Annotated in this window: 21 protein-coding genes; 17 read left to right on the forward strand and 4 right to left on the reverse strand. The window is 71.4% G+C overall.

Annotated features, from left to right (window positions below; translation table 11 throughout):
• Positions 1 to 273: 273 nt before the first annotated feature.
• Positions 274 to 1,965 (forward strand): hypothetical protein, encoded by a 1,692-nt coding sequence (locus JYK02_RS21855; protein WP_207053734.1) that lies wholly within the window; start codon positions 274 to 276, stop codon positions 1,963 to 1,965.
• Here the strand turns inward: JYK02_RS21855 and JYK02_RS21860 are convergent.
• Positions 1,943 to 2,377, reverse strand: coding sequence for a GNAT family N-acetyltransferase (locus tag JYK02_RS21860; protein ID WP_207053735.1), 435 nt, complete (start codon positions 2,375 to 2,377; stop codon positions 1,943 to 1,945). The two genes, JYK02_RS21855 and JYK02_RS21860, sit on opposite strands and share 23 nt — an antisense overlap.
• A 219-nt stretch (positions 2,378 to 2,596) precedes the next feature.
• Here JYK02_RS21860 and rpmH point away from each other — a divergent pair, with 219 nt between their 5' ends.
• From rpmH to JYK02_RS21900, 8 genes are all read left to right on the forward strand, one after another.
• Complete coding sequence (rpmH, locus tag JYK02_RS21865; protein WP_120526629.1) at positions 2,597 to 2,749, forward strand: 50S ribosomal protein L34; 153 nt, start codon at positions 2,597 to 2,599, stop codon at positions 2,747 to 2,749.
• A gap of 15 nt (positions 2,750 to 2,764) precedes the next feature.
• Positions 2,765 to 3,184: a ribonuclease P protein component gene (gene rnpA, locus JYK02_RS21870; RefSeq protein ID WP_207053737.1), complete on the forward strand. Its 420-nt coding sequence runs from the start codon at positions 2,765 to 2,767 to the stop codon at positions 3,182 to 3,184.
• A complete protein-coding gene (yidD, locus tag JYK02_RS21875) occupies positions 3,181 to 3,399 on the forward strand; it encodes a membrane protein insertion efficiency factor YidD (RefSeq protein ID WP_120526631.1) in 219 nt (72 codons plus the stop codon). The genes rnpA and yidD overlap by 4 nt, the downstream gene beginning before the upstream one ends.
• A gap of 52 nt (positions 3,400 to 3,451) precedes the next feature.
• Positions 3,452 to 5,272, forward strand: coding sequence for a membrane protein insertase YidC (yidC, locus tag JYK02_RS21880; RefSeq protein WP_207053739.1), 1,821 nt, complete (start codon positions 3,452 to 3,454; stop codon positions 5,270 to 5,272).
• On the forward strand, positions 5,269 to 6,066 hold the full coding sequence (locus JYK02_RS21885; protein WP_207053740.1) for a hypothetical protein: 798 nt from the start codon (positions 5,269 to 5,271) through the stop codon (positions 6,064 to 6,066). The genes yidC and JYK02_RS21885 overlap by 4 nt, the downstream gene beginning before the upstream one ends.
• Positions 6,067 to 6,127: 61 nt before the next feature.
• On the forward strand, positions 6,128 to 6,355 hold the full coding sequence (locus tag JYK02_RS21890) for a hypothetical protein (protein ID WP_207053741.1): 228 nt from the start codon (positions 6,128 to 6,130) through the stop codon (positions 6,353 to 6,355).
• A gap of 42 nt (positions 6,356 to 6,397) precedes the next feature.
• The gene (locus JYK02_RS21895; RefSeq protein WP_207053742.1) at positions 6,398 to 7,735 is read left to right on the forward strand and encodes a tRNA modification GTPase; all 1,338 of its coding nucleotides are present in this window, start codon (positions 6,398 to 6,400) and stop codon (positions 7,733 to 7,735) included.
• A gap of 77 nt (positions 7,736 to 7,812) precedes the next feature.
• Positions 7,813 to 8,421: a Uma2 family endonuclease gene (locus tag JYK02_RS21900; protein ID WP_207053743.1), complete on the forward strand. Its 609-nt coding sequence runs from the start codon at positions 7,813 to 7,815 to the stop codon at positions 8,419 to 8,421.
• Positions 8,422 to 8,425: 4 nt separating this feature from the next.
• Here the strand turns inward: JYK02_RS21900 and JYK02_RS21905 are convergent, their stop codons facing one another.
• Positions 8,426 to 9,457: a general secretion pathway protein GspE gene (locus JYK02_RS21905; protein WP_207053744.1), complete on the reverse strand. Its 1,032-nt coding sequence runs from the start codon at positions 9,455 to 9,457 to the stop codon at positions 8,426 to 8,428.
• A 292-nt stretch (positions 9,458 to 9,749) separates the two neighbouring features.
• Between JYK02_RS21905 and JYK02_RS21910 the strand changes: the two genes are divergently transcribed.
• Entirely contained in the window at positions 9,750 to 10,346 is a 597-nt protein-coding gene (locus JYK02_RS21910) for a cysteine dioxygenase (protein WP_207053745.1), read from the forward strand.
• 6 nt (positions 10,347 to 10,352) lie between these two features.
• On the opposite strand, the gene sppA is transcribed toward JYK02_RS21910, so the two are convergent.
• Entirely contained in the window at positions 10,353 to 12,149 is a 1,797-nt protein-coding gene (gene sppA, locus JYK02_RS21915; protein ID WP_207053746.1) for a signal peptide peptidase SppA, read from the reverse strand.
• A gap of 287 nt (positions 12,150 to 12,436) precedes the next feature.
• Between sppA and JYK02_RS21920 the strand changes: the two genes are divergently transcribed.
• A complete protein-coding gene (locus JYK02_RS21920) occupies positions 12,437 to 13,423 on the forward strand; it encodes an aldo/keto reductase (protein ID WP_207053748.1) in 987 nt (328 codons plus the stop codon).
• Positions 13,424 to 13,443: 20 nt separating this feature from the next.
• On the opposite strand, the gene JYK02_RS21925 is transcribed toward JYK02_RS21920, so the two are convergent.
• Positions 13,444 to 13,854: a hypothetical protein gene (locus JYK02_RS21925; protein ID WP_207053749.1), complete on the reverse strand. Its 411-nt coding sequence runs from the start codon at positions 13,852 to 13,854 to the stop codon at positions 13,444 to 13,446.
• A gap of 230 nt (positions 13,855 to 14,084) precedes the next feature.
• On the opposite strand from JYK02_RS21925, the gene JYK02_RS21930 reads away from it, so the two are divergent.
• The 6 genes from JYK02_RS21930 to rsmG all read left to right on the forward strand — a co-directional run bounded on the left by JYK02_RS21930 (position 14,085) and on the right by rsmG (position 21,820).
• Complete coding sequence (locus JYK02_RS21930; RefSeq protein WP_207053750.1) at positions 14,085 to 16,910, forward strand: M16 family metallopeptidase; 2,826 nt, start codon at positions 14,085 to 14,087, stop codon at positions 16,908 to 16,910.
• A 12-nt stretch (positions 16,911 to 16,922) separates the two neighbouring features.
• Positions 16,923 to 17,384: a macro domain-containing protein gene (locus JYK02_RS21935; RefSeq protein WP_207053751.1), complete on the forward strand. Its 462-nt coding sequence runs from the start codon at positions 16,923 to 16,925 to the stop codon at positions 17,382 to 17,384.
• Between the two features lie 38 nt (positions 17,385 to 17,422).
• On the forward strand, positions 17,423 to 18,100 hold the full coding sequence (locus JYK02_RS21940) for a glutathione S-transferase family protein (protein WP_207053752.1): 678 nt from the start codon (positions 17,423 to 17,425) through the stop codon (positions 18,098 to 18,100).
• 111 nt (positions 18,101 to 18,211) lie between these two features.
• Entirely contained in the window at positions 18,212 to 18,766 is a 555-nt protein-coding gene (locus tag JYK02_RS21945; RefSeq protein WP_207053753.1) for a hypothetical protein, read from the forward strand.
• Positions 18,767 to 19,248: 482 nt separating this feature from the next.
• A complete protein-coding gene (gene mnmG / locus JYK02_RS21950; protein WP_207053754.1) occupies positions 19,249 to 21,090 on the forward strand; it encodes a tRNA uridine-5-carboxymethylaminomethyl(34) synthesis enzyme MnmG in 1,842 nt (613 codons plus the stop codon).
• Positions 21,091 to 21,166: 76 nt separating this feature from the next.
• Entirely contained in the window at positions 21,167 to 21,820 is a 654-nt protein-coding gene (gene rsmG, locus JYK02_RS21955; protein ID WP_207053756.1) for a 16S rRNA (guanine(527)-N(7))-methyltransferase RsmG, read from the forward strand.
• Positions 21,821 to 21,835 lie beyond the last annotated feature (15 nt).

Below are 21,835 nucleotides of genomic sequence, written 5' to 3' on the forward strand. Positions count from 1 at the left end.
CCGGGGAGGAAGAGGATCCATGGGCGTTCGGCGGTGCTAACACCCGCTCTCCGGCTGATCAAGGAACCGACCTGTAGCACGGATCAGCGGAGGCGCCCTGGCGGGTGGGGATGATCACCCGCGGTGGATCCGTCCGGTGCGGTCCCCCCACCCGACGCGAGCGCCCGCGCTCGCTGTTGATTTCCGGATGTACGACATGCCCCGCGGGGAGGGGTTGTTGTTCGTTCCGTGAATTCAACCTTGCTGCCAGTACGGCATCACAACGGAGCGGCAATGCGGATGCAGTCGTGGTGGAGCGTGGCGGTGGTGGGTTGTCTCATGGGCTGTGGCGGCGCGCAGGAAGGGGATGCGCCGGAGAGCCCGGTGGAGGCCGGAGCGGCGCAGGTGGCGCCCCTTCCGGAGACGGTGGCCGCGGATCCGTCTGGCGAGGCCGCCGGTGGGGACGCAGCCCCCGCGCCCGCGGCCGCATGTGCTCCCGGGGTGGCGCGGGAGGTGAAGCCGCTGTTCCCCTCCGATCGCGTGCCCGGGTCGCCGCTCTCCCTGGAGCCGATTCCCCTGAACCGGACCGACGTGGCGGGCACGCTCTACTTCACGCTGGATGATGGCTCGGGTGACGCGCTCTGGCGCAGCGACGGGACGGACGCGGGGACCCTGCGGCTGACGCCGGCCCCTGGCACGGGTGCGTCGATCCACCACCTGATGGCGGCCGGCGCGCGGCTGTACTTCGAGGTCTACAGCCCCGACAGCGGATCCCAGGTCTGGCGCAGCGACGGCACCGTGGCGGGAACGCAGCCGGCCCGCGAGCTGCCCGCGTGCGCCGACCACCTCGCCGTCTCCGGCTTCCGGGCGCTGGGCACGGGCGTGTCCTTCTTCAACGCCCCCTGCGCGACGGGGGGCGTGGAGCTGTGGCGCACGGACGGCACGGGCGCGGGCACGGTCCGGCTGAAGGACTTCGGATCCGCCGCGACGCTCGTGGGCGAGGAGCACACGGCCACCGGCCGCCTGTTCTTCCTCCAGGACGGGACGGGCCTCCAGTTGTGGCGCACGGATGGGACGGAGGGCGGCACGGTCCGGACCCACGTCTTCGGCGCCCAGGCCCGTCTGGCGCGGATGTTCAAGGTCGGGGACGCGGCGGTGTTCGTCGTCCAGGACCCCGAGACCGGGACGCGGCTGTGGAGCACGGACGGGTCGGCGGACGGAACGCGCCGGCTGAAGCAACTGGACGCGTCCGCGACGGTGGCGCTGAGCGAGGCCCACGTCGTGGACGCCACGGCGGTGTTCGCGCTCGTGAACGACGGCCCTGGCGCGACGGAGGTCTGGAAGACGGACGGCACGCAGGCGGGCACGGCGAAGCTGGGAGCCTTCGCCAAGGAGGGCAAGCTCCTGGGCATCGCGGGGACGTCCGCCGTCATGCTGTCCAGGACCGAGAACGGGAAGCACCTGGTGCTGCGCGGGCTGGCGCTTTCCGGCGGCGGCAGGACGTTCATGGCCACCCTGGACAACCCCTACGCGCACCTGGAGGGGGGCGTCCTGGACGAGGAGGTCGCACGGGCCGGAGGGAAGATCCTCCTCAAGCAGGCCATCTACGTCCACGGCCCCGCGCCCGTGGAGGTCAGCCTCTGGGTGACGGACGGCACCACGGACGGCACCCGGAAGCTCTCCGCGAAGCTGAGCACGCAGGATGAGTACGGCTCGCCGCTCTACGCGACCGGGACGGGCACCGTGTTCTTCACGAGCTGGACGCCGGACGTGGGCTACGGCCCGTGGGTGACGGACGGCACGCTCGAAGGGACCCGGGCGGTGCCCAACGGCTCGCCAGGGAAGCCCGCGCGGGCCGTGGGCTTCCAGCGGGTGGGGGACCGCGTCTTCTTCGCCGGCTTCCCGGGGGCGCCGGGCTACTCGCTGTGGTCCGCGCCGGTGGATCCGTTCTGCTCCGCCACCCCTACGCCGGATCCAGCTTCATGAGGACTTCGGCCGGATCCTCGTGGGGCACGGTGTGGAAGCCACACTTCTCCAGGACGCGGATCGACCCGCGGTTGTGAGCGGCGACCCACGCATACAGCGGCCGGGTGGGCACGAGCGGTAGGAACTTGGAGAGGGCCCGGGTGGCGACGCCCTGGCCCCAGTGCTCGCGGCCGATCCAATAGGCGACGAGGCGCTGGCCGTCCTGTTCCCAGCTGCCGATGTAGCCCACCACCACGCCGTCCATCACGATGGCGCGGTTGATGTTCGCGGGGCGCAGGACGTTCGTGCGCCAGTGGGTCATGAACGCATCGCGCTCCCGCGATTGAAAGCCGGCCATGCGAGCCGCTTCGGGCTCGCGCTGGTGTTCGAAGAACAGGGGGAGGTCTTCATCCGTGATGTCGCGGAGGATCATCCGGGAGACGCTACTTGAACGGGCGGCGCACCCACCGGCTCCTTGCCCCGTCCCTCCTTTTCCTACATGATCGCCCGGTCCACCCGGCGCAGGGCTGCACGGTCGGCGCTGGTGATCCTTGATTGACTTGTCCAGGAAATAGGGTTACGGACGCCCCCTTTCCAATGTACGGGTCGCGCCGGATGGTCCAGGCGCCGCCTTCAGCTCTCAGGAGTCGTTGTGTCCAAGCGCACGTACCAGCCGTCGAAGATCCGGCGCAACCGCGCCCACGGGTTCCGTAAGCGGAATGCCACCAAGGGCGGTCGTGATGTCCTCAAGCGCCGCCGCGCGAAGGGCCGTAAGCGCCTGGTGGTGTCGTCGTTCAAGAAGTAACTGGACGCACGGACGATGGCCGAGGGAGCGGCGCCGCGGGTGCCTCAGGCAACCGACGAGCGCTTCCCCAAGGCCCTTCGCCTGCTCCAGCGGCGTGAGTTCCTGGAGGTCCAGGAGGGCGGTCAGAAGATTCCGTCCGACTGCCTCCTGGCCCTCGTTCAACGCAACTCCCGGGCGCACTCCCGCGTAGGGCTCACCGTCAGCAGCAAGGTGGGCAACGCGGTGGTGCGCGCACGCCTTCGCAGACTGCTTCGCGAGCTGTTCCGCAAGCAGCGCGGGCAATGGCCCCCCGGTCTCGACGTAGTCCTGGTCGTTCGCTCCTCGGCGAAGGAAGCCTCCTTCGCTCAAGTTTCCCGTGCGTTCGACGGCGTCACCCGTAAGCTGCAACGGCTCTTTCCGGCACCTCGGGTGCCCCCTAAAGAGCCCGCCCCATGAGTCCACTCGCCTTCGTCATCGCCCTGCCCATCCGCTTCTACCGGCGGTTCCTGGGGCCGCTGCTGCCGAAGGCGTGCCGGTTCCACCCCTCGTGCTCCACCTACGCCATGCAGGCGCTGGAGAAGCACGGCGGGGTGAAGGGCAGCGCCCTCACCGTCTGGCGCCTGCTGCGCTGCCAGCCATTCCACCCCGGTGGATTCGACCCCGTCCCCTGACGGGTTGCCTCCGCCCGCCCTCCGGCCGTCCTCCGCCGGCACAGGGAAATCCATGACGAACGACCCGCTGTCGCCCCAGTCCAACGATTCGCAGAAGCGGCTGCTTTTGGCGCTCGCCCTGTCCTTCGCGGCGACCGCCGCCTACACCTTCTTCTTCGCCCCCAAGGGGCCGCCGCCGGGCGCGGAAGGCTCGGATGGCGGCGTCGAGGTCGCCGCCACGCTGGACGCGGGCACCCCGGGCATGGCCGCCGTGCCGCCGCCGGGCGCGGGTGGCGAGGACGCCGGCACCCACGCGGAGGCCCCGCCGCCCCCCGCGCGCACCGTGGAGTTCGCCCGGCCGGAGGTGAAGTACACCTTCTCCTCGGAGGGCGCCGGCCTCACCTCCGCCGTGCTCCAGGGCACGAAGATGCGCGAGCAGCAGTCCCTCACCGTCAAGGAGGGCTTCGAGAAGCTCTTCGGCAAGGACATCCCCCCGCCGCCGCAGATGAACGTGGCGCACCCGGTGCCCGGCCAGCCCCTGCCGCTCGCGGTGACGATTGAAGGCAGCGCCCCGCTGGCGGCGAACACCCGCTACGCGGTGCAGGAGGGCCCCACCGACAACGGCGGCAGCGTGGCGTTCACCGGCCGTCAGGGACCGTGGGAAATCACGAAGACGCTCCAGTGGCCGCGCGAGGGCTTCGAGTTCACCTACACGCTCCAGGTGCGCAACACGTCCGCCCAGGCGCAGACGGGCGAGCTCAAGGTGCACTACGGCCGCGCCATCGACCCGGAGTTCGAGCACGCGCCGTCCTTCTTCGGCGGCGTGGGCAACCTGAGCCGCTCCGCGTGCTGGGTGGAGGACAAGCTCCACAACCTGTCCCCGGGTGACAAGCCGCCCGAGGAGACGCGCGGGCCCATCTCCTTCTTCGGCATCAACCAGCAGTACTTCCTGTCCGCGCTCTACCCGCTGGACGGCGCGCTCAACGGCCACTGCACGCTGACCGCCACGCCCACCGCGCGCGAGGTGTCCGCGGGCTTCCCGCTCAGCGTGGCCCCCGGCCAGGTGGCCACGTTCCGCTTCGGCGGCTACGCGGGCCCGAAGGATCCGGACCTGCTGCGGCTGGTGCCCGGCCCGGAGCTGCGCGGCGTGGCCGGCCTGAACACCACGGCGTTCCACCCGATGCTGGAGGACACGGTCGACTTCGGCATCTGGGCGGTGGTCTGCAAGATTTTGCTCGCCGTCATGAAGTTCTTCCACGGCCTCGTGGGGAACTGGGGTGTCGCCATCATCCTGCTCACCGTGGTGGTGAAGCTGGTGCTGCTGCCGCTCACCTACCGCTCCATGGTCAGCATGGAGGCGGTGAAGGTGCTGCAGCCGAAGATGGATGAGATCCGCAAGAAGTTCGCGGACGACAAGGAGCGCCAGAACCTGGAGATCATGAAGCTGTACCAGGAGGCGAAGGTGAACCCCCTGGGCGGCTGTCTGCCGCTGCTCATCCAGATGCCGGTGTGGATCGCGCTGTTCACGTCGCTGCGCAACAGCTTCGAAATCTACGGCGAGCCCTTCTTCGGCCCCATCTGGCGCGACCTCACCTACAAGGACCCGACGTACATCCTGCCGCTGGCGCTGGGCGTGTCGATGATCATCACGCAGAAGATGCAGCCGCAGATGATGGACGCGGCGCAGGCGCGGATCATGACCTGGGTCATGCCCATCATCTTCACGTTCACGCTGCTCCAGTACCCGGCGGGCCTGTCGCTCTACATCTTCACGAACAACGTGCTCTCCATTGGCCAGCAGTGGGGCCTGCGCAAGTGGCTGGACCGCAAGAAGAACCAGACGGGCGGCGGGACGCCGGCGGTCGTCACCGCCGGGGGAGGCAAACGCAAGTGAGCGGGACACAGGGCGTGGCGGGCGGCGGGGACTTCCGCCCCCGGGTGGAGAAGCTGCTCACGGACATCCTTGGGCTGATGGGGTTCCCGGCGCGGTTGGAGCTGCAGGACGCCACCGACGGCAGCCTGTCCGTGGCGCTCCACTTCGAGTCCGGCGCGCCTCCGGGCGTGGAGCCGGGCAAGCGCAGCCAGGTGCTGGATTCGCTCCAGTTCCTGCTCAACAAGATGATCCACCGCCCTGGCGTGGAGCGCCGCTGGGTGATGCTGGGCGCGGGCGCGCACCCGGAGCCCCGGCCTCGCCGCGAGGCAGGGCAGCAGGCGCAGGCCCCGGCCGCCGCTCCGGCCGCGTCCGTGGCGCAGGTGGCGGCCTCCACGCCCGCGCAGCAGCCCGCCCGGGCCGCGGCGCCTGCTCCGGCCGCGCAGCCGCAGCAGCGCAACGCCCGGGGTGGGCAGCCGGCGCAGCAGGCCGCGAAGCCCGCGCAGCCGCAGGCGGCCGCGAAGGGCGCGGAGGCGGACGAGCGCTCGCTGCAGGTCGAGGAGGATCCGGCGTTCCGGGAGGCCGTCCGCAAGCTCGCGGAGAAGTCCGCCAGCCTGGGCCGCTTCTATGCGTTCGCCGCGATGAAGACTGAGGACCGCGCGCGCGTCCTGAAGGCAGTAGAAGGAGTGGGTGGAGTGAAGGTGGCGGCGGAAGGCGAAGGCCGCAACCGACGCGTGGTGTTCACCCCGGCGAAGCCCGCCCCGATGCCCAAGCGGAGCCTGCTGCCGGACGACGACGAGGACGACGTCGACGCCTGAGCGGGTGCCCCTCGAGGGGGCCCGCTCGGAGCCGCCGGCGGGCGCCTGGGACGAGGAGCGAATGGGTAAGTCGAAGGGACTCAAAGACAAGCTGTACGGCGCGGCGGTGCTGAAGATGAGCTTCCGCCTGCGTGGGGACGAAGAGTCCCCGGCCTTCCGCTTCGTCTACCCGGGCGTGCTGCGCGACCTGGAGGTCGACGACGCCGAGGTGGAGAAGTACATCGAGGAGCACCGCGACGACGTGGAGCGCGCCGCTCGCGGCTCCACCCCGCCGCAGGGGCCCCGGTAGGATTCCGGGGCGGGGGCGCGCGCCCGTCCCCCCTGCCCCGCCATGACGCCTGACTCCGCCACCATCGTTGCCCTGGCCACCGCGCCCGCCGCGGGGGCGGTGGGCATCCTCCGGCTGTCCGGGCCGGCCGCGCTGGAGGTGGCCCGTGGGCTCGCGCCCGGCGTTCCCGTGGCCCCGGCTCCGCGCCATGCGTACCTGGCGTCGTTCGTGGACGCTTCGGGCGCGGTGCTGGATGAAGGCCTGTTCCTCTACTTCCAGGCGCCCCGGTCCTTCACCGGCGAGGACGTGGTGGAGCTGCACGCGCACGGCAGCCCGCGCCTGCTGCGGCTGTTGCTCGCGCGGGCGCTGGAGGACGCGCGTGTCCGTCCCGCGCTTCCGGGGGAGTTCACGCGGCGCGCGTTCCTGCATGGCCGCATCGACCTGACCCGCGCGGAGGCGGTCGCGGACCTGGTGGCCGCGGACTCGGAGGCGGCGGTGCGTGCCGCCGCGGCCGGGCTGTCCGGTGCGCTGGCCGAGCGGATCCGCTCGCTGGAGACGCCGCTGCGCGAGCTGCACGCGGACCTGGAGGGCGTCCTCAACTTCCCCGAGGAGGCGGAGGGCGCGGACGCGGAGGCCGGCTCACGCATTGCCTCGCTGCGCTCCGTCGCGGAGGCGCTGCGCGCGGAGGTGGGCCGTGGACGGCTGGTACGTCAGGGCGCGCGCGTGGCGCTGTACGGTCCGGTGAACGCGGGCAAGTCCACGCTGTTCAACCGGCTGGTGGGCGAGGCTCGCGCGCTGGTGGACGACGAGCCCGGCACCACCCGCGATGCGCTGGAGGCCCGCGTCGAGTGGGACGGCCTGGGCGTCACGCTCTACGACACCGCCGGCCTGCGCGAGGCCCCCGGCCGCGTGGAGGCGCTGGGCATCGCTCGCACGAAGGAGCTGCTCGCGGCCGTGGACCTGGCCGTGCTCGTGCTGCCGCCCGGGACTTCGCGGGACGAGGCCGCGTCATGGACGCGCGAGGCCGGCGACACGCCCGTGCTCGCCGTCACCGGCAAGTGCGACGCGATGACCGGGGCTGGAGCCGAGGCCCTCGTCCCGCCGCGCGTCAGCGGCCTCACGGGGGAAGGCGTGGACGCGCTCCGGACCTCGGTGCTCGCGCGGCTCTGGGGCGGTGGCACTCCCTCCGCGGTGGCCCTGGTCTCCGAGCGCCACGCGGACGCCCTGCGTCGCACCGCCGAGGCGCTGGGCCGCGCGGAAGTGGCGTCCCGCGTGTCCACCCTGGAGGTCCTCTCCGGGGAGGTCGGACTCGCGCTGGAGGCCCTGGGCGAGGTGTCCGGAACGAGCGTTTCCGATGCCCTCCTGGACACCCTTTTCCAGCGTTTCTGCATCGGGAAGTAGTGCCTTCGCGGGCGGCGGTCCGCATGTCAGACCCCTCCCTAGAATGCCTCGCGTTCACCGGCGCTCCCCGAGGATTCATGACGGCACTTCAGCAGCTTCAACCCACCTCCCACTCCCTGCTCTCGGCGCTGCCGTCGGGCTGGGTCGGGGAAATCCTCGATGGCGAGCTGGTGGCCTCGCCCCGCCTCTCCGTGGCGTCCGCGCGCGCGGCCTTCATGATGGGCGTGGAGCTGGGAGAGCGCCTGGATCCGCGCCGTGGCGGCAGCGGCCGCTGGTGCTTCCTGCGCGCGCCGGAGCTGCACCTGGGCGAGGACGTCCTCGTGCCGGACCTGGCCGGCTGGCGCCGTGAGCGCGTGGCCGCTCCGCCGGAGCCCGGCGCCGCGTTCTTCACCCTGGTGCCGGATTGGATCTGCGAGGTCCTCACCCCCGCCACCACCGCGCTGGACCGGGCCCGCAAGCTGCCCCTGTACGCGCGGGCCGGCGTGTCCCACGTCTGGCTGGTGGACCCCGTCGCGCGCACGCTGGAGGTCTACCAGCGGCTCAAGCGCGGCTGGCTCCTCACCGCGAGCCACGAGGACGACGCGCTGGTGCGCGCCGACCCCTTCCCTTCCGTTCCCCTGGAGCTGGGCTCGCTGTGGCTCCCGGACGCGGCGGAGGAGATGCCCCGGCTCGTCGCGGTGCCCTGAGCCTTCAGCTCGCGCGCTTGAGGCGCGCTTCCTCGGAGGCGCGCGACAGCCGCCGCACGGCGCGCAGCAGCAGATCCGGATCCACCGGCGCCGCCACGAAGCCGCGCGCATGCACCGCCTGCGCGCGGGGCAGGTCCCGCTCCGGCGCCTTGCCCGCCACCAGCACCTGCGCGCGCAGCCGCTGCACCAGCACCTCCATCGCGGGCAGCGGCGCCACCACCACCTGCGACTCGTCCGCCGTGCACACGTCGCCCGTGCTCGCCACCTTCACCGTGAAGCCCGCCCCGCCCAGCACCTGCACCAGGCCGGCCGCCGCGTCCGCGCCCCAGCCGTACACCAGCACCTGCTCGCGCACCGTCACGCGCGGCGCCGGCGCCGGGGTCGGCATCCAGGCCGGCTCCAGGGGCGCCAGCATGGGCAGGCCGGCGTCCCGCTCGGACTCCCGCGCGGGCTCGTGGACCGGCTCCCGGACAGGCTCCGGAGCCGCCATGTCCGTCAGCTCCGCCAGGGACTGGCCCACCACCAGGGGCAGCGACTCGTCCCACTCCGGCAGGGAGAAGCCCTCCATCCCGGGACGGCGCTGCGGCGTCGCCGGCTCGCCCCGGTACAGCCGCCCGATGGCCCGGCCCAGCGCCGCGTCCGTGGCCAGCCGCGGCACCACGCGCGCCTTGCCGGACACGCTCTTCACCACGTCCAGCGTGGCCAGGCTTGCCGGCGCGGCCAGGGCCACCACCAGCACCTCCCGGACGCCCTGCCCTTCCAGCCGCAGCGGCACCACGCGGTGGGCCTCCGCCACCTTGCACGGAATCAGCCTCGCGAGCGACGCGTCCAGCGGCTGGGCGTCCAGGTCCACCGCCTCCACGCCGGACTGGGCCGCCAGGGCGGACAGCACCGCCTCCGCGGTGCAGAAGCGCTGGTCCACCACCACCTGCCCCAGCGCCACGCCCCACTTGCGCTGGTACGCCAGCGCCGACTGCAACTGCAACGCATCCACCACACCCCGCGCGAGCAGGATGTCCCCCAGCCGCTTCTTCATCGCACGCTCTCCTCCGGCCCCCCTCGGTGCTTCGGCCGGGACGACCTGCCCACCACTCCCTCCCCTCTACGGCAGGAGGGTGTAAATTTACAGCGAAACCGGAGGAGATGGGGTGCAGGTGGGTGCTGGCTGGCTGCTCGGACCCAGAAGACGCCGTACGGCCACGTGTTCCCGCGGTTTCTCCGTCATTCAACGAACCCCGCCCCAATCCTTGAGGGGGGGACGACAAAGCGGACGTTCACCGGAAGACCCGAGGGTGGCCGGATGTCGCAGACGTTCCTAGCCTGTACGCATGGCTGACGCGTGCCTGAGAGAGTTCGTGCGGATGCTCCGCGCGCGCCGCGCCGCCCCCGGGGGATTGGCGGGGGTGGACGCGGAGATGGCGGGGCTTCAGCTGGAGCCGTCCAGCCTCAAGCCCTACCTGCACTTCCTGCCGGGCCGCTACACGCGCAACCTCGTCCACCGCGACGAGGGCATGGAGATCATCCTCAACTGCTGGTCCCCGGGCACGGCCTCGCCCGTCCATGACCATGACGGCCAGGAGTGCTGGTTCAGCATCCAGCGCGGCCAGTTCCTGCTGGAGAACTACCCCTTGCTGGAGGGCGGGACGGAGCCCGGCCTCGCCCGGCTGGGGGCACCGGCGCGGGTGGGGCCGGTGGGCGCCGGTCACGTGGACTTCCGCGACCCGGGCGCCTCCATCCACCGGGTGAGCCTGGCCGGCAACGCCCCGGGCATCACGCTGCACGTCTACGCCGGACCGGTGGCCCGCTGCCTGGTGTTCGATCCGCGCCGCCACCGCTGCGCGTCGCACAACCTGCGCTACCACAGCATCTTCGGGCGGCCGGTGCGGCCCGACGAGGGCCGCGTCTCCGTCCCCCTGCACGTCTGACGCGCGCTACCAGCGCACCTCCGGCACGGGCGCGTAGAGCATGCGCCCCTCCGCGCCCTGCCCCGTGAGGCCCAGCTTCGCGCCCACGCGGTACACGGCGCGCACCTGCTCCAGCACCTGGGACGACAGGACGGCCTGGCTTCCGGCCGCCTCGTCATCGCTGTTGTCCGCTTCGTGCTTGCCCAGGAGCTCCGACAGCACCTGACCGGTGGGCCGGGGGCGCGGGAAGACGACGATGCGGACCGGGGCGTCCTTCTCCAGCTTCGCGGCCTCCTTCGCCAGCTCCAGCGCCTTGGGGTAGCCGCCGAGCGCGTCCACCAGCCCGCGCTCCAGCGCGTCCTCGCCCGTCCACACGCGCCCCCTGGCCACCGACTGGAGCTTCTCCAGCGGCATGTTCCGGGCCTGGGCGGCGCGGCTGGTGAAGTCCAGGTAGATGCTGTCCAGCTCGGACTCCAGCTGCGCGCGCTGCTCCGGGGTGAACTCCTGGTCGGAGGAGGCGAAGGTGGCGTTCTTGCCGAAGGCGATGGTGTCGAAGTTCACGCCCAGCTTCGCCCACAGCTCGGACGTGACGAACTTGCCGTTGTACACGCCGATGCTTCCCGTCAGCGTGCCCGGCTGCGCGACGATTTTATCCCCGGCCATGGCCACGAAGTAGCCGCCGCTGGCCGCGTACGTGCCCATGGTGACGATGACGGGCTTGCCCGCCTCGCGCGCGCGCTGCACCTCGCGGCGGATGGTGTCGCTGGCCGAGTAGCTGCCGCCCGGGCTGTCCACGCGGAAGACGATGGCCTTCACGGACGGGTCCTCCACCGCCTTGCGGAAGGCCGCGGCCACCGTGTCGCCGCCCATCACCTGGCCGCCGGAGAGCGGGTTGGACTGGCTCTTGCCGCGCAGCACCTCGCCCACGCCGTAGATGAGCGCGATGGTGCTGCCCGTCTGGTTCGGCCGGCCCGCGCGCTCCAGGTACTTCTCCACGTAGAGGAACCGAGCGCCCTCCCCGGCTTCCTTCTCCAGCTCGTCGTGGATCTCGTCCCGGTAGCGCAGCCCGTCCACCAGCTTCGCGTCCACGGCCGCCTGGCCCATGAAGGGCGCGCGGTCGATGAGGGCGCGCACCTCGTCCTCGGACAGCTTGCGGCCCTCCGCCACGCCCTTCACCACCTGGTGGAAGAGGCTGCGGCCGTAGGCCTCCGTGGCCTCGCGCTGGTGCTCGCCGTAGGACGCGTCGGTGAAGGTGTTGACGGCGTTCTTGTACTCGGCGCGCTTGCCGAACTCCGGCTTCACGCCGAACTTCGCGAAGGCGTCGCGCGCGAAGGGCGTCTCCATCACCAGGCCGGTGAGCCCCACGTCGCCGGAGGGCTGGATGTAGACGGCGTCGAAGGCGGTGGCCAGGTAGTAGGCGCCGGTGCCGTTGCCCGCCTCGCCGAAGCCGTCCGCGTACGCCACCGCCCGCTTGCCTGACGCGCGGAAGGCCTTCACCGCGTCGCGCAGCTCCTGCACCTGCGCGGCGCTGCCCGGCTGCCCGATGCGCACCACGAGCGACTTCACCCGGGGGTCCGTGCGGGCCTGCTCCAGCCCCTCCACCACGTCCCGCAGCGACGTGGGCTCCTCGCCGAAGGCGCCCGCCAGGGACGTGTCCAGCGTGTACTCCGGCAGCGGCTGCTGCAGGTCCAGCTCCAGCACCAGGTTGGACGGCACGCCGGGCTTGCTCGATGCCGCGAGCATCAGCAGCCCCACCACACCCACCACGAAGAGGATGGACAGCGCCCCGATGAAGGCCAGCGCGCCAATGAAGAAGCGTTTCATCCGGAAGGACTCCTGATGTCGGCGTGCCCGAGGAACGGCCCCGACCTTGAGGCGGCCTACCATCAACGCACGCGCCGGACGACGCTTGCGTGCGGGGCAGTGCCGGGCGGCGGACGGGGAGCCAGGGCCCGCCCGTCCTGGTGGCCGGGGGGCGGGCCGGCACCCGGGCCAGCGCGAGGACCGCCGCGGTGCACACCGTCCTTCCAGGAACCAGGGGCATCCGAGCGTGGACCCGCGGGCGGCAGGCGGGCGCCCACGCGCTTCTTTCCGGCCCCGGGAGGCATGGGATGCAGAAGCGACGGTTGGGCAATTCCGACATGGACCTCACCGCGCTGGGGTTCGGCGCGTGGGCCATTGGTGGCGGCGGCTGGGCGTTCGCCTGGGGCGCGCAGGACGACGCGCAGTCCATCGAGGCCATCCAGCGCGCGCTGGATTCGGGCATCAACTGGATCGACACGGCGGCGGTGTATGGGTTGGGGCACTCCGAGGAGGTGGTGGCCCGGGCGCTGAAGGGCCGGGACACCCGGCCGTATGTCTTCACCAAGTGCGGCATGGTCTGGGATGCGCAGGGCCAGGTCAGCCGCGGGCTCACGGCGGACTCCGTGCGCAAGGAGTGTGAGGCGTCCCTGCGCCGGCTGAAGGTGGATGCCATTGATTTGTATCAGGTGCACTGGCCGGTGGAGTCCGGGGCGGAGCTCGAGGAGGGGTGGACGGCGCTGGCGGAGCTGCAACGGCAGGGCAAGGTGCGCTGGTTGGGGGTGTCCAACTTCAATGTCTCGCAATTGGAGCGGGTGCGGCGCATCGCGCCGGTGACGTCGTTGCAGCCGCCGTACTCCATCATCCACCGGGACATCGAGGACGACGTGCTGCCCTACTGCCAGACGCAAGGCATTGGGGTGATTGTGTATTCACCCATGGCCTCCGGCCTGCTGACGGGCGCGATGACGCGGGAGCGCATCCAGGCAATGCCGGAGGACGACTGGCGCCGCCGCAGCGAGGACTTCCAGGAGCCGAAGTTGTCGCATCACCTGATGTTGGTGGAGCGCCTGCGCGAGGTGGCCGCACGCCATGGCCGTTCTCCCGCGGAGGCGGCCATTGCCTGGACCCTGCGGGAGCCGGCCGTGACCGCCGCCATCGTCGGGGCGCGCAGCGCGAAGCAGGTGGATGGCTTCATCCACGCGGGGGACTTCCGGCTGACGTCGGAGGAGGTCCGCGAGGTGGAGGAGGCGCTGGGCTCCGGCTCCGCGATGGCGCCGGGCGGCATCTACGCCTGAGGGTGATGGAGCACGGGGGCTCAGTGCTCCCCTGCTCCGCTCACGGTCTGCTCCAGGACGTCGATGCGCTCCCGGTCGGAGGCCTGGATCTCCGCGAGGTGGTGGATGGTGCGGCCCACCTGCTCGAGCATCCGGCCATGGGTGCTCTTGAGCCCACCCACTTCACGCGTCAGGAACGAGACCTGCGTCGTGAGGGTATTCATGTTCTCGCGAAGAGATCCGATCTGTTGGTGAAGTACGCCCATCTGCTCGTAGAGAATCCCCGTGTGCTTGAAGAGCACATTCATGTTCGCGGAGAGCCGCTCCGTCTCCTGATTCACCGCCAGAATCGCCGCGTCCGTCCGCGCGTACTGCTCCTTCGCCTCTTCCTGCATCTCGCGGAACTCTGAGAGCATCTGCAGCATCAGGTCCCCGCCCATCGCCTTCGCCATTCCGTTCCCTCCCTGGTGACGCGCGAGTCTCCTACCAACCCATCCTGACATCGGATCCGCGCCAGGATACATGACAACCCGTGAGGTTGGAAACGCGGGACAGGACCTGCCACGGCCCGCCCTCCCCTCTTCGGTGAACGCTTGCCCGTGGGGCTCGGGAATCTCGGGATGGGAGGACCTGGTGGAGCGGTTAGAAGTCCCGTGCCCACTCCTTCGCACCCGAGGACCGCATGACGCGTCGTACCCCGCTCGCCCTGCTGGCCGGCCTGTTCCTGGCGGCCCCGCCCGTGTGGGCCCTGGCCCCGGCTCCCCTCCCGAAGCCGGCCGCTTCCCCGGCCGCGCGCACTGCCTCGAAGCCCGCCTCCCTGAGTCCCGTCGCGAGCGTGGAGGGCATCACCGAATACCGCCTGCCCAATGGCCTGCGCGTCCTGCTCTTCCCGGACCCCACCAAGGCCACTGTCACCGTCAACGTCACCTACCTGGTGGGCAGCAAGCACGAGGGCTACGGCGAGACGGGCATGGCCCACCTGCTCGAGCACCTGATGTTCAAGGGCACGCCCACCACCCCCAACGTGCCCCAGGCCCTCACCGAGCGCGGCGCCCGCCCCAACGGCACCACCTGGCTGGACCGCACGAACTACTACGAGACCCTGCCCGCGTCGGACGACAACCTGTCCTGGGCCCTCGCCTTCGAAGCGGACCGCATGGTGAACAGCTTCATCGCGCGCAAGGACCTCGACAGCGAGATGACCGTCGTGCGCAACGAGTTCGAGTCCGGCGAGAACGACCCGCGCGGCATCCTCTTCAAGCGCACCATGAGCGCGGCGTACCTCTGGCACAACTACGGCAAGGCCACCATCGGCGCCAAGGCGGACCTGGAGCACGTCCCCATCGACCGGCTCCAGGCCTTCTACCGGCGCTACTACCGCCCCGACAACGCGACGCTCGTCATCGCCGGCCGCTTCCAGCCGGAGAAGGCCCTCGCGCTCGTGCAGTCCACCTTCGGCAAGCTCCAGAAGCCCAAGGAGCCCGTGCCCCTCACGTACACCCAGGAGCCCACCCAGGACGGTGAGCGGGAAGTGACGCTGCGCCGCGTGGGCGACAATCAATTGCTCTCCAGCGTCTACCACGTGCCCGAGGGCGCCCACCCCGACTTCGCCGCCATCGAGGTGCTCACCGAGGTGATGGGCGACGTGCCGTCGGGCCGCCTCTACAAGGCGCTCGTGGAGACGAAGAAGGCCGCGCGCGCCGGTGCGTTCAACTTCCAGCTGCGCGACCCGGGCGTCATCGGCTTCAGCGCGGAGGCCCGGCAGGACCAGCCCCTGGCCCCCGTGCGCGAGGGGCTGATCAAGACCGTGGAGGAGGCCGCCAAAACGCCCTTCACCGACGAAGAGGTGAACCGCGCGAAGACCAGCCTCGCGAAGCAGACGGAGCTGCTGCTCAACAACTCCGAGCGCGCCGCCATCCTCCTGTCCGAGTGGGTCGGCGTGGGCGACTGGCGCCTGCTCTTCCTGCACCGCGACCGCATCGAGGCCGTCAAGCCCGCGGACGTCACCCGCGTGGCCGCCACGTACCTCAAGGCCTCCAACCGCACCCTGGGCACCTTCCTGCCCACGCCCAAGCCGGAGCGCTCGGAGCTGCCGCCTCCCGTGGACGTGGCGAAGATGGTGGATGGCTACAAGGGCAAGGCGCTGGTGGCGCAGGGCGAGGCCTTCGACCCCTCCCCCGCCAACATCGAGTCGCGCGTGCGGCGCGGGGAGCTGCCCTCCGGCGTGAAGTACGCGCTGCTCCCCAAGAAGACGCGCGGGGAGATGGTCAACCTCACGCTGGACCTGCACTGGGGCACCGCGGAGGCCGTGAACGGCAAGCTGCCCGCGGCCTCCTACGCCGGCAGCATGCTGATGCGCGGCACGAAGAAGCACACGCGCCAGCAGCTGGCGGACGCGTTCGACAAGCTCAAGGCCCGCGTGGGCGTGGACGGCGGCGCGCTGGGCGCCAGCGTCGGCATCGAGTGCCCGCGCGCGAGCCTGCCGGAGGTCCTCAAGCTCGTGGCCGAGGTGCTGCGCGAGCCCGCCTTCGACCCGAAGGAGTTCGCGCTCCTCAAGCAGGAGCGGCTGGCCTCGCTGGAGTCGCAGCGCAGCGAGCCGCAGCCCCAGGCCTCCATCGCGTTCTGGCGCGTGCTCAGCGCGCACTACCCCAAGGGCCACCCGCTCTACGTGCCCACGCTGGACGAGCGCCTGGCCGACGCGAAGGCCGTCACGCTGGAGCAGGCGCGCGACTTCCACCGCCAGTTCTACGGCGCCTCGCGCGGGGAGCTCGCGGTGGTGGGTGACTTCGACGAGAAGGAGATCACCTCGCTTACGGGCACCCTGCTCGACGGCTGGAAGAGCCCGGTGCCGTACGCGCGCGTGGCCCGGACGTACCAGCCCGTGCCCTCGAAGTCCCTGGTGCTGGAGACGCCGGACAAGGCCAACGCGTACTTCCTCGCGGGACAGTTGCTCCAGCTTCGCGACGACGACGCGGACTGGCCCGGCATGATGATGGGCAACTTCCTCTTGGGCGGCGGCTTCCTCAACTCGCGGCTGGCCACGCGCGTGCGCCAGCAGGACGGCCTGTCCTATGGCGTGGGCAGCAGCCTGTCCGCCGAGGAGCTGGACACCGTGGGCTGGTTCCTCACCTACGCCATCTACGCGCCGCAGAACGCGCAGAAGCTGGAGGCCGCCATCCGCGAGGAGATGACCCGCGCCGTGCAGAAGGGCTTCACGCCGCAGGAGCTGGAGAAGGCGCGCGCGGGCCTGCTGGAGTACCGCCAGTCCGCGCGGGCGCAGGACGGCACCCTGGCGCGGCAGCTCTCCAACGGCCTGTACTTCGGGCGCACGCTCGCGTTCGACGCGGACGTGGAGGCGAAGCTCCAGAAGCTGACCGCCGAGGACGTGCGCAAGGCCCTGTCCAAGCACCTGGACTTCAGCAAGGCCACCGTCGTGCGCGCGGGTGACTTCGCGGGCGCGTCCAAGCAGCAGCAGGCTCCGGTTCCGGCTCCGGCGGCGGCCAACTAGAGTCCGCGGCCCATGCCCGTGCACCTGGTGGAAGGCGACCTGCTGGACCAGCCGGTGGACGCCATCGTCAATGCGTGGAACCGGAACATCATCCCCTGGTGGCTGCTGCTGCCCCAGGGGGTGTCCGGGGCCATCAAGCGCCGGGGCGGCACGGCCCCTTTTCGGGAGCTGGCGCGCGTGGGGCCCATGCCGCTGGGCTCGGCGGTGGTGACCGGGCCGGGGCGCCTGCCCTTCCAGGGCATCATCCACGTCGCGGGCATCAACATGCTCTGGCGCGCGTCCGAGCGGTCCATCCAGGACTCGGTGCGAAACGCGCTGGAGCGCGCGGGGGAGCACGCTTTTCGCTCCGTGGCGTTCCCCATCATCGGCACGGGCTCCGGGAGCTTCAACGAGGACCGCGCGCTGGAGCTGATGCGCGAGGCCCTGGCGGATGCCCCCGCTTTCGACGTGCGCGTGGTGCGCTTCCGCCGTTAGACGCAAGCGCACCTCTTCACACGCGAAGCGAGGGTGACATGATCGACCTGTACACGTGGGGCACGCCGAACGGCTTCAAGGTGTCCGTGGCGCTGGAGGAGCTGGCGCTGCCGTACACCGTGCACGCGCTGGACATCTCCACCGGCGTGCAGAAGCAGCCCGCGTTCCTGGCCATCAACCCCAACGGACGCATCCCCGCCATCGTGGACCGCGCGGAGGGCGACTTCGCCGTCTTCGAGTCCGGCGCCATCCTCATCTACCTGGCGGAGAAGACGGGCCGGCTGATGCCCACGGACGCGAAGGGCCGCTCGCGAGTCATCCAGTGGCTGATGTTCCAGATGGCCGGCGTGGGCCCCATGCAGGGACAGGCCAACGTCTTCTTCCGCTACTTCCCGGAGAAGCTCCAGCCCGCCATCGACCGGTACCAGAACGAGACGCGCCGCCTCTACACCGTGCTGGAGAGCCGGCTGAAGGACCACGAGTACCTGGCCGGGGACTACAGCATCGCGGACATCGCGAACTGGGCGTGGGTGCGCTCGCACGACTGGGCCGGCGTGTCCGTGGAGGGCCTGCCCGGGGTGCAGCGGTGGCTGGCCGCCATCGAGAACCGCCCCGCGTCGCAGCGCGGACTGGACGTGCCCACGCCGCGCAAGCAGGAGGACGCGAAGACCGCCGCGCAGCGCATCGAGGGCGCTCGCGCCCTCATCCAGCGCTGAGGCGCCCTCCCCTCCCCTGCCCCGTCGCATGGACCCGGACATCCGGCCCGGGTGTGCACATGATGGGGCCGTTCAAGGCTCCTGAATCGGGGAGCCCGGGGAGTGGATGACATGCAAGCGGTGCGGAGCCTGGGCCGGTGGGCCGGACTGTGTCTGGCATTGGGACTGTGGGGCGCGTGCACGCCGAGCGGTGGCACCGTGCGCGCGTCGCGGGACAACGTGGCGCCGGACGGCTGCGCGCCGGCCACGTGCTCGCAGGCGATGGTGGCCTGTGGCCGGACGCCGGATGGGTGCGGCGGCTTCATCGACTGCGGCGACTGTCAGGCAGGCACGTGCAAGGAGGGCCGCTGCGTGGCGCCGCCCGTGCCCGCCGAGCCGAAGAAGGACGCCTCCGGTCCCCTCAGCACCTGCACGCCCGGGTGCAAACCCAACGAGTCCTGCGTGGACGACCGCTGCGTCTGCCAGCGCGCGACGTGCGCCACGCGGGGGCTGAAGTGCGGCACCGCGGACGACGGCTGCGGCGGCGTGTTGCAGTGCGGCGCGTGCGTCCCCGCGTGCAGCCCGGATGAGATGGAGTGCTGCGGCGCGTGCATCCCGAAGTCCGAGGGGCGCTGCCCGGAGAACGTGCACTGCCCCAGCCAGTCGAATCCCCCGGCCACCCGCTGACGCCGTGCGGTTCCGGGCCCTCTGTGAAAGGGCCCGGAACCCGGAATGTCAGACCCCCCCGCTATACCCTTCCCCGTCGCGCACACGGGCGGTCCGCCGGCCTCGCTGGTTCGAGTCCGAAAACCCCATGCGCCCTCACCGCACGGGCAGGCGTTGGCTCCCGTGTGTGCGACGCCATGTGAAGGCACGAGGGACGGGGGACTCGTGCAGGCAGGTCCCATGGATGCCATCGCCGTCGACGGGCCAGAGACGCCACCGGTGTGTCCGGCGCGCCCTTGACGGATCCACGATGACTGGTGCGCGCGAGGCGGGCGGCGTTGTTACCCCTCCCACCGTCCGCCTCGCGTGCTCCCGAACTCGGGCACCCATGTCTGTGATTGGGCCAGGGGCAGGGCAGGGGAGGAACCAGCCGGGTGGGCGACGGTGTCCGCTCACCCCGGCTTGCCATGGACGCGTCCGGGCGTGATACCCCCCGGGACGCGATGGAACTCCGATACGACATCGTCGTGGTGGGGCTGGGCCACGCGGGCTGCGAGGCGGCGCTCGCGTGCGCGCGCATGGGCCTGTCCACCCTGGGCGTGACGCTCAAGCGCGAGCGCGCCGCCGTGATGAGCTGCAACCCCGCCGTGGGCGGCACCGCGAAGGGCCACCTCGTGCGCGAGCTGGATGCGCTGGGCGGACAGATGGGGCGCGCGGCGGACCTCGCGGGCACGCACGTCAAGACGCTCAATCCCTCCAAGGGCCCCGCCGTGCAGGCCACGCGCGTCCTCTGCGACCGCGATGCCTACGCCGCCGGCATGCAGGCCGTGCTCTTCGCGCAAGCCAACCTCACCGTGCTCGAGGGCGAAGTGGCCGCCGTCGTCGCGGAGGAGGGGAGGGTGAAGGGCGTGGTGCTGGGGGACGGCACCCAGGTGGTGGCCCGCGCGGTGCTCCTCACCACCGGCACCTTCCTGCGCGCGCTCATGCACGTGGGCGAGCAGAAGGAAGTGGGCGGCCGGCTGGGGGACGAAGCCGCGCGTGGCCTGTCGGAGTCGCTGCACGCGCTGGGCTTCACGCTGGGCCGCTTCAAGACGGGCACGCCCGCGCGCCTGTCCCGCGACAGCATCGACTGGGACGCCGTCACGCCGCAGCCGGGGGACACCGGCGTGCGGCCGTTCTCCTGGCGCACGCGGCTGGAAGAGGGCCTGCCGTTCCCGCGCCAGCCCGCCGTGATGTGCGGCCTCACCGCGACCACGCTGGCGACGCACCAATTGCTGCGCGACAACCTGCACCGCTCGCCGCTGTTCCAGGGGGACATCGTGGGGCGCGGGCCCCGGTACTGCCCATCGCTGGAGGACAAGGTGGTGCGCTTCGCCGCGCGCGAACGGCACCAGGTGTTCCTCGAACCGGAGGGGCCCACGTCGCCGCTCGTGTACCCGGCGGGCCTGTCCACCAGCATGCCCGCGGACGTGCAACTGTCCTTCCTGCGCACCATCCCCGGCCTGTCCCGCGTGGAGGTGGTCCGCTACGGCTACGCGGTGGAGTACGACTACGCGCCCCCCACGCAGCTGCACCCCACGCTGGAGACGAAGGCCGTCGCGGGCCTGTACTTCGCGGGTCAGCTCAACGGCACGTCCGGCTACGAGGAGGCCGCGTTCCAGGGACTGTGGGCCGGCATCCAGGCGGCGCTCGCGGTGAAGGGCGAACCGGCGCTGGTGGTGGGGCGGGATGAAGCGCACGGCGCGGTGCTCGTGGATGACCTGGTGACCCGGGGCGTGGACGAACCGTTCCGCATGTTCACCAGCCGCTCCGAGCACCGGCTCCGCCTGCGCGAGGGCAACGCGGACCTGCGGCTCGCGCGGCACGGATACCGCGTGGGGCTGTTGCCGAAGGAGGCCCTGGAGCGCGCGGAGGCTCGGGCCCACGCGGTGACGGCGGAGGTGGCGCGGCTCAAGCGCACCGGCCTGGCGATGCGGCTCAAGCGCCCGGAGGTGACGTACGCGCAGCTCGCCCAGGAGCGCGAGGACTTCCCGGCCCTTACCCCCGACGTGGCGGAGGAGGTGGAGGTGGAGGTGAAGTACGAGGGCTACATCGCCCAGGCCGCCCGGGCGGCGGCGCGCGAGGCCGAGGCCTCCGACCGCTGGCGCATCCCGGACGCGTTTCGCTTCACGGACGTGCGCGGGCTGAGTACGGAGGCGGTGGAGAAGCTGTCCGCGCACCGGCCCGGGACGGTGGGGCAGGCGCGGCGGATTCCGGGCCTGACGCCGGCCGCGGTGTCCCTGCTGCTGGTCGCGCTCAAGCGCGGGCAGGGGCCGTCAAGTGATCAGGAACAGGGCTGTGGATAACGTGTGGACATTTCTGGGGATGAAATTCTCCTGAGTGATTCCAAGGACTTGAAGGGCCCTTCGGGGTGGAGGTGTTGTGGATAACGCGCGGTTCGCAGATCAGCTGGCATCCGGATGCAGTGCGTTGGGCGTGACGGTGGGGCCGGACGTGGGGCCCCAGCTCCAGCGGCTGATGGCGGAGCTCCTGAAGTGGAACGCGAAGGTGAACCTCACGGCCATCACCGCGCCGGAGGAGGTGCTGGAGAAGCACTTCCTGGACTCGCTGGCGGTGCTGCCGGAGGTGACGGGCGCGACGTCGCTGCTGGACCTGGGCGCGGGCGCGGGCTTCCCGGGACTGCCGCTGCGGCTGGCGCTCCCGGGCCTGGGCGTGACGTTGGTGGACACGGTGGGCAAGAAGATCGCGTTCATCAAGGCCGCCGCCGCCAGCCTGGGACTCACCGGCGTGCGAGGGCTGCACGCGCGCGCGGAAGGCAAGCCGGAGACGGAGGGGATTCCACGCGCGCAGGTGCTCATCGCGCGCGCGTTCATGGACCTGCCGGACTGGCTGAACCTGGCGCCCGCGTACGTGGAGGAGGGCGGGCGCGTGGTGGCGATGCTGGGCAAGGCGCAGACGGACGCGGAGCTTCAGGCGCGGGCCGCGGAGCGGAACCTGCGCGTCGTGTCCGCCCGGGCGTACCGGCTGCCGTTCTCCGGCGCCGAGCGTCAGGTCGCCGTGTTCACGAAGGGGTAGGGCAGGGCGCGGTTC

Origin of the sequence: Corallococcus macrosporus (assembly GCF_017302985.1) — a bacterium.
GTDB classification, from domain to species: Bacteria; Myxococcota; Myxococcia; order Myxococcales; family Myxococcaceae; genus Corallococcus; species Corallococcus macrosporus_A.